This window comes from Pseudomonas sp., from assembly GCF_049645325.1.
Taxonomy (GTDB): Bacteria; Pseudomonadota; Gammaproteobacteria; order Pseudomonadales; family Pseudomonadaceae; genus Aquipseudomonas.
In genome coordinates, this window is record NZ_JBARTQ010000130.1 from 1 (window position 1) to 6801 (window position 6801).

The window sequence follows — 6801 nt, forward strand, 5'->3', positions numbered from 1 at the left end:
ATTGACTGACCCACCGCTTTCGCGAGCAAGCCCGCTCCCACACGAGCCAGATCCCACAGTGAAGGTGTATGGCTGTTGAGACCTCAGCCTTGCTTGAACATGACCTCGGCACGCTCGCGAATCTGCGCCTCAGTCAGGTCTTCCTTGCGCGAAGCCAGGAACCACAGGTGGCCGTACGGATCTTTCACACTTGCCGAACGGTCGCCGTAGAACTGATCCTTCGGCTCGGACACCACGCTGGCGCCTGCGGCAACGGCTTGTTTGAATTGCGCGTCCACGTCGTTCACGTACAGGTGCAAGCCGACGCTGGTGTGTTCATCCGGGTTGCGCAAGGCCATCTCGGCACAGGGCGAACCGAGCATGATGGCCGAGTCGCCGATGCGCAGCTCGGCATGGCCGACCTTGCCGTCGGGCATGTCCAGGCGCATGACTTGCGTGGCGCCGAAGGCTTTCTTGTAGAACTCGATGGCTTCGCTCGCGTTGTCGATGCCCATATAAGGCGTGACGCTGTGATAACCCTCTGGAACAGGTTTAACGCTCATATCGTTCTCCTTGATGGCGGTGGTGGAGGCACGGCCTTTTCACTATAGGCCACGTGGCGCGTGGGCTGCGGGCAGCCGACGAGGTGTTGGCCAGGCAACAGTGAACGGGCAGATTGCTGCGCCATAAGCGCTTTTGGATCCCGTTTGTAAGGCCAAACTGCCTGTTTCAGGGCTCGGCACAGATGCTGCAATACCTCAGGCAAACCATTCGCCCGAGAGCGTTGTATGCCTGTACTGCCTGTATCTGCCGATTACCTGATCCATTCGCCTCACGCCGAGCTGATCCGCGATGAAGCCCAGGCGCTTGCCGTCGCCCGCCGCGTTGCGGCGGTGCTCCTGGAGCAGGACGCCGAGCGCGACCGCATTCGCCACGTGCCTGCTGAGGTCGTCGACCTGTATTCCAACAGTGGCCTGTGGGGCATCAGCGTGCCGCGCGAATTCGGCGGGGCGCAGGTGTCCTACGCGGTGCTGGCCCAAGTCATTGCAATTATCTCGGCAGCCGACCCGTCGCTGGGGCAAATCCCCCAGAAACACTACTGCCTGTTGGAAGACATCCGCCTGCAAGGCACGCCTGAACAACAGGCGCGTTTCTTCGGCCTGGCGCTGCAAGGCCACCGGTTTGCGAATGCACTGTCGGAAACCGGCGGCAAGAACGTGCAGGACATCCGGGCGACTGTTCATCGGGAAGGCGACGGTTATGTGATCAACGGGCGCAAGGGTTACTGCACCGGTTCGCTGTATGCCCACTGGCTGGCCGTGTTGGCTTTGGATGAGCAGCAAAATGCGCAGCTGGCTTTTGTGCAGCGCGGTACCGAGGGGTTGGTGGTGGTGGATGACTGGGACAGCATGGGCCAGCGCACCACCTCCAGCGGCACGGTGTTGGCGGAGAACTTGCGGGTGCCGGCGTTTAACCTGTTTCCTACGCATAAATCCTACGATTCACCGACCTTGGCCGGCCCTTTCGCACAACTGACTACCGCAGCCATCGACGCCGGTATTGCCCGCGCCGCGCTACGTGACACCGTGCAGTTCGTGCAGCAGTTCGCTCGGCCGTGGATCGACGCTGGCGTGGAAAAAGCCAGCGACGACCCGCTGACTATCATTCAGGTCGGTGCTCTGGATATCCGCCTCGAAGCCGCCGAAGCCTTGCTGGAGCGTGCAGGGTTTGCGCTGGATGCCGCCCGCCCGGCGCCGAACGAAGACAACGTCGCCCACGCGTCCCTGGCAGTGGCGCGCGCCAAGGTGCTGACCACTGAAATCGCCATCGAAGCCAGCAACAAACTGTTCGAACTCGGCGGCACACGCTCGACCTTGAAGAAGCACAACTTCGACCGCCACTGGCGCAATGCGCGGGTGCACACCTTGCATGACCCGGTGCGCTGGAAATACCACGCAGTGGGCAACTGGTTGCTCAACGGCACCAAGCCGCCACGCCACGACTGGTCGTAAGTCATGGCCGAATTGTTCAAAAACATCTACTGGGCCGACATCGGCCAAGCGTGCCTGGAGACCCTGAGCATGCTTGCCGCTGCCCTGGGTTTTACCGTGCTGTTGGGGTTGCCGCTCGGGGTGCTGTTGTTTCTCACCGGCAAGCGCCAGTTGCACGAAGCGCTGGTGGTGTACCGGTTGCTGTCGGTGGTGGTCAACGTGTTGCGCTCGCTGCCGTTCATCATCCTGCTGATTGTGTTGATTCCGCTGACCACCTTGCTGGTGGGCACTTCCCTAGGCGTACCGGGCACCATCCCGCCGCTGGTGGTGGGGTGTACGCCTTTTTTTGCGCGGCTGGTGGAAACCGCGCTGCGCGAGGTCGACCGCGGCGTGGTGGAGGCCACCCAATCGATGGGCGCCAGTACCTGGCAGGTGATCCGCCACACGCTGTTGCCGGAGGCCCGCGGTGGGCTGCTGGCGGCGGTGACCGTCACCGCAATTGTGCTGGTGGACTACACCGCCATGGCCGGGGTGATTGGTGGCGGTGGCCTGGGTGACCTGGCGATTCGTTATGGCTACCAACGGTTTCAGACCGACGTGATGGTGGTCACCGTCGTGCTGTTGCTGGTGCTGGTGCAGGCCCTGCAAATGACCGGTGATCGTTTGGTGGCGCGTTATAGCCGCCGTTAATTCCTATAACAACTGCTTTCGGAGCAACTATGAAAAAGTCCCTGGTCATTTTGGCCGCTGTCCTGTCGTTCAATGCGTTCGCCAACGAGAAATTGGTGGTCGGCGCCACACCCGTGCCCCATGCGGAAATCCTTGAGTTTGTGAAACCGGCGCTGGCCAAGGAGGGCGTGGACTTGCAGATCAAAGTCTTTACCGACTTTATCCAGCCCAACCAACAGTTGGCGCTGAAAAATATCGATGCCAACTACTACCAATACCGCCCGTTTCTCGATGATTACAACAAGACCCGCCACACGGACCTGGTGCCGGTGGTGGGCGTGCATATCGAGCCGTTCGGGGCGTATTCGACGCGGATCAAAAACATCTCGGAATTGAAAGATGGCGCGACGGTGTCGATCCCCAACGACCCGGTGAACACCGGCCGTGCCCTGGTGCTGCTGGATGAGGCCGGGCTGATCAAGCTCAAGGACCCGAGCAATACCCTGAGCACGCCACGTGATATTGCAGAAAACCCCAAACACCTGAAAATCCGCGAACTGGAAGGTGCCCTGCTGGCCCGTTCGGTGAGCCAGGTGGACCTGGCGTTTGTGTTTGCCAACTACGCGCTGGAAGCGGGGATCGATACCAACAGTGCGTTGATCGTGGAAAAGGGTAAATCCCTGTACGTCGAGTACCTGGTGGCGCGGCCGGACAACATCAATGACCCGCGTATCCAGAAGTTGGCCAAGGCGTTGAATTCCGAGGAAGTGCGCCAATTCATCCTGACGCGCTACAAGGGCCAGATCGCGCCGGGTTTCTAACCCCCGATACCGTTCAAATGTGGGAACGCGCTCCAGCGCCCACTTTGATCGGTTTTTCAGATCAGGATGGTGTGCCGGGCTCTAGCAGTTGCGCGCCCGGGCCGCACTCACCGAGTTTATCGTCCTGGTTGCGCAGCGGGCACGCCTCCAGCGACAAACACCCGCAGCCAATACACCCGCTGAGCTTGTCGCGCAGCAGCATCAGCTTGTTGATGCGATCATCCAGGTCCTCCCGCCACAGCGCCGACAAACGCTCCCAGTCCTGGGCATTGGGCGTGCGTGCGTCCGGCAGCGTCTGCAACGCCTCGCCAATCGTCGCCAGCGCAATCCCCAGGCGCTGGGCGATTTTGATGACCACCACGCGGCGCAACACATCCCGTGGATAGCGCCGCTGGTTGCCGGCATTGCGGTTGCTTTTGATCAGCCCTTTGGACTCGTAGAAGTGCAGTGCCGTGACGGCTACGCCGCTGCGGGCGGCCAATTGGCCGACGGTGAGTTCTTTGTTCAGCATGAAACGCTCCGAATCAACGCTTGACCTTGACTTAACTGGAGGTTTTACCCTGCGTGGCATCGAATCGCAAGATTTTGCCTACACAGAAAGGGGAGTGTTCATGCAGGTATCAGAGAAGAATCGCAGCTTCACTCAATTGATCGAGTTTCAGATCGAGCCCCAACAGCAAGTGGCGTTGGTGGCAGCGTTGTCCACCCAAAGCGAGCGCCTGGCCCAGGGCCATAGCGGTTTTATCAATGCCAGTGTGCAGGTCAGTGATGACGGGCGGCGGGTGCTCAACTACCTGCAATGGCGCTCGCGCGAGGATGGCGAGGCGGCGTTCAAATGCTTCGAGCACGGTGAGGAAGATTTCTGGACGCTGATTCGCGCCCATCAGGCCACGGCGGTGACGTTCGGTTCGTTCCAGGTGCTGCGCAGTTTTGAGCGCAGCCATGACAACGCGTTGCACTGCCGCTTAAATGGATAGGTGCAACATGCGCTCGCCCTGCACGTTTTCGCCGGGGCGGCGCTTGTTCACCGCCAGCTCGCCGATCTTGATCAAGCGCGTGCGCGTGACGTTGCGGCTCAAGCCCAACAGGTTGGCGGTGTGCACCTGGTTGTAATGACTGAAACGGTAGGCGGCGCGCAGCAAGGCGTCTTCGACTTTTTCATGCAGGGCGCCGGCCTGTTCCTCGAAGAGTTTTTGGAAGGCCCGCGCAAGCAAGGCTTCGGCGCTGTTGTCGGTGCCGTGCTGGCTATCGTCCTGGCGCTCAATGCGCATGTTCGACAGGCGCAGAGCATCGCGCTCGATCACGCCATTGCGGCAGATCAGCAGGGTGTGGTGAATCACGTTTTCCAGCTCGCGAATATTGCCCGGCCAGCTGTAGCTCTTGAGCTTGTGCTCGGCGTCGCGGCTGATGGTGATTGTGCCGTAGCCCAGGCGCTGGCTGTAGGCTTCGATAAAGTGTCGGGTCAGCGGCAGGATATCGCCCGGCCGATCACGCAGCGGGCTGAGTTCCAGGCTGACCACGTCAAGGCGGTAGTACAGGTCTTCGCGAAAGTGCCCGGCGTTGATGGCTTTTTCCAGCTGCACGTTGGTTGCAGCCAATACACGCACATCAATCGCAATGCTCTTGCGCGAACCGAGGCGCACCACTTCGCGCTCCTGCAGGACGCGCAGCAGCTTGACTTGAATGGCCATCGGCAAATCGCCGATTTCATCGAGAAACAAGGTGCCGCCGTCGGCCTCCTCGAACCAGCCGGCCTTGGCGCTGAGGGCGCCGGTAAACGCGCCTTTTTCATGGCCGAACAGTTCGGCCTCCACCAGCGATTCGGAGAATGCCCCGCAGTTCACCGCCACGAACGGCCGGTTGCGCCGCGCGCTGAGGTTGTGGATATGGCGTGCCACCAACTCTTTACCGGTCCCGGTCTCGCCGATGATCAGCACGCTGGCTTCGCTGGGTGCAACTTGCTGGATGTGGTCGAGCAGCGCCTGGGATTTCGGGTCTTCGAAGACCTGCGCCGTGGCGCGGATCGACGTCGCGAGGGCCGGCGAGGGCGGTAGGGTTAAAAGCTGCATGGGCACCTCTCTCAGGAGTAGAACGTTGGAATCGGCAGGGCCTGGTTCAACGCCCAGTCCCCCAGTTCGTGAAGCTTGTAGTCGACCGGGTCATGCAGGGTTTGCGTGCGCAGGTTGCGCCAGTGGCGGTCGAGGCGCAGCGATGCATGGGTGGAGCGCGCACCGGTAACTTCAAACAGACGGCTGCACAGGTCCAGGCCCTGGCGGGTGGCGGCGACCTTGGCGGTGGCGATGGCGATGGCCAATTGGCCGCGTTCGTGTTCGCTGAGGTTGGGGCCTTTGGCCCACGCCTGGTCGAGCAATTCGGCTGCGCGCTCCACCAGCAGGCGCACGCCCTCCAGCGCGACCCAGAACTCGCCGTAGTGGTGCAGCACGTAAGGGTCCTGGCGTACGTCGCCGGCCGTGGATTTGTGCCAGGCGCGGGTTTCGGTCACGGTGTACGTGCGCGCTTCTTCAAACGCGCCTTCAGCAATGCCGAGAAACATATGCGTGAAGGTCAACTGCGCGATCAGCGGCCGCAGGCAGGCGAACGGCGTACTCAGCGGGCCAGGATCCAGCAGCAGTTCCGACTCCTCGACGCGCACCCGTTCGAAGCTGGCGCTGCCGCTGTCGGTCTGGCGCTGGCCGATATTGTTCCAGTCGTTGTGCAGGGTGATGCCGCTGCGCCCGCTCGGGATGGCAGCGATCAGCAGCTTGCCACCGGCGCTTTCATCGACTGCCGAGGCAATCAGCATTTCCGAATCGCTGGCGCCGGAGCAGAAGCTCTTCTTGCCGGAGAACTCGCGCCAGCCGCCGAAATCCTTGACCACCGTGCGCGTGTCCAACGGGTTGAGGGCATTGCCCCAGAACCAGTTTTTGCGCGCGGTCTGTTCGAACCACGGTTGCCATTGGTCCGGGCGCGAAAACAGGCGCACGGTCGCGAGCATCAAGTGGTGAAAGCCGAAGACATGGGCGATGGAGCTGTCGACCTTGGCGAACTCGCGCACGATGCCCAGGGTTTCACTCCAGCGCGCGCCGAGGCCGCCGTATTGAGTGGGAATGCTCAGGGCCAGCAGGCCGCTTTGGCGCAGGGCGTCACGTTCGGTTTTGGGCGTGCCACCGCGCTCGTCGCGTTCGACGGCGGTAAGGGCGAATTCGGCGGCCAGCAGTTTGGCGGTCTGCAAGGGGGATGGCAGGACGCTGTGGGGTTTGGCTGTCACGCGGGATTCCTCAATGTCTAGTTGGCAATAAAGGCCAAATGTGGGAGCGGGCTTGCTCGCGAAAGCGCTGGGT

General features: G+C 61.5%; 8 protein-coding genes. 4 read left to right on the forward strand and 4 right to left on the reverse strand.

All coding sequences use genetic code 11. From position 1 onward, the window contains the following. Positions 1-83 precede the first annotated feature (83 nt). Positions 84-542, reverse strand: coding sequence for a VOC family protein (locus tag WBB95_RS05720; protein ID WP_424486672.1), 459 nt, complete (start codon positions 540-542; stop codon positions 84-86). 225 nt (positions 543-767) lie between these two features. On the opposite strand from WBB95_RS05720, the gene WBB95_RS05725 reads away from it, so the two are divergent. The 3 genes from WBB95_RS05725 to WBB95_RS05735 are packed head-to-tail and all read left to right on the forward strand — an operon-like array spanning position 768 to position 3460. After that, positions 768-1991, forward strand: coding sequence for an SfnB family sulfur acquisition oxidoreductase (locus WBB95_RS05725; RefSeq protein WP_424486673.1), 1224 nt, complete (start codon positions 768-770; stop codon positions 1989-1991). 3 nt (positions 1992-1994) lie between these two features. Beyond that, positions 1995-2660, forward strand: coding sequence for a methionine ABC transporter permease (locus tag WBB95_RS05730; protein ID WP_016980232.1), 666 nt, complete (start codon positions 1995-1997; stop codon positions 2658-2660). Positions 2661-2689: 29 nt separating this feature from the next. Next, on the forward strand, positions 2690-3460 hold the full coding sequence (locus WBB95_RS05735) for a MetQ/NlpA family ABC transporter substrate-binding protein (RefSeq protein WP_424486674.1): 771 nt from the start codon (positions 2690-2692) through the stop codon (positions 3458-3460). 61 nt (positions 3461-3521) lie between these two features. On the opposite strand, the gene soxR is transcribed toward WBB95_RS05735, so the two are convergent. Beyond that, entirely contained in the window at positions 3522-3971 is a 450-nt protein-coding gene (gene soxR / locus WBB95_RS05740; RefSeq protein WP_424486675.1) for a redox-sensitive transcriptional activator SoxR, read from the reverse strand. 100 nt (positions 3972-4071) lie between these two features. Here soxR and WBB95_RS05745 point away from each other — a divergent pair, with 100 nt between their 5' ends. Beyond that, on the forward strand, positions 4072-4437 hold the full coding sequence (locus tag WBB95_RS05745) for an antibiotic biosynthesis monooxygenase (RefSeq protein ID WP_424486676.1): 366 nt from the start codon (positions 4072-4074) through the stop codon (positions 4435-4437). Here WBB95_RS05745 and WBB95_RS05750 read toward each other — a convergent pair. Together WBB95_RS05750 and WBB95_RS05755 are read right to left on the reverse strand one after the other, a co-directional pair. Next, a complete protein-coding gene (locus WBB95_RS05750; RefSeq protein ID WP_424486677.1) occupies positions 4426-5529 on the reverse strand; it encodes a sigma-54 interaction domain-containing protein in 1104 nt (367 codons plus the stop codon). The genes WBB95_RS05745 and WBB95_RS05750 overlap by 12 nt on opposite strands. 11 nt (positions 5530-5540) lie before the next feature. After that, positions 5541-6728 (reverse strand): acyl-CoA dehydrogenase family protein, encoded by a 1188-nt coding sequence (locus WBB95_RS05755; RefSeq protein WP_424486678.1) that lies wholly within the window; start codon positions 6726-6728, stop codon positions 5541-5543. Positions 6729-6801 lie beyond the last annotated feature (73 nt).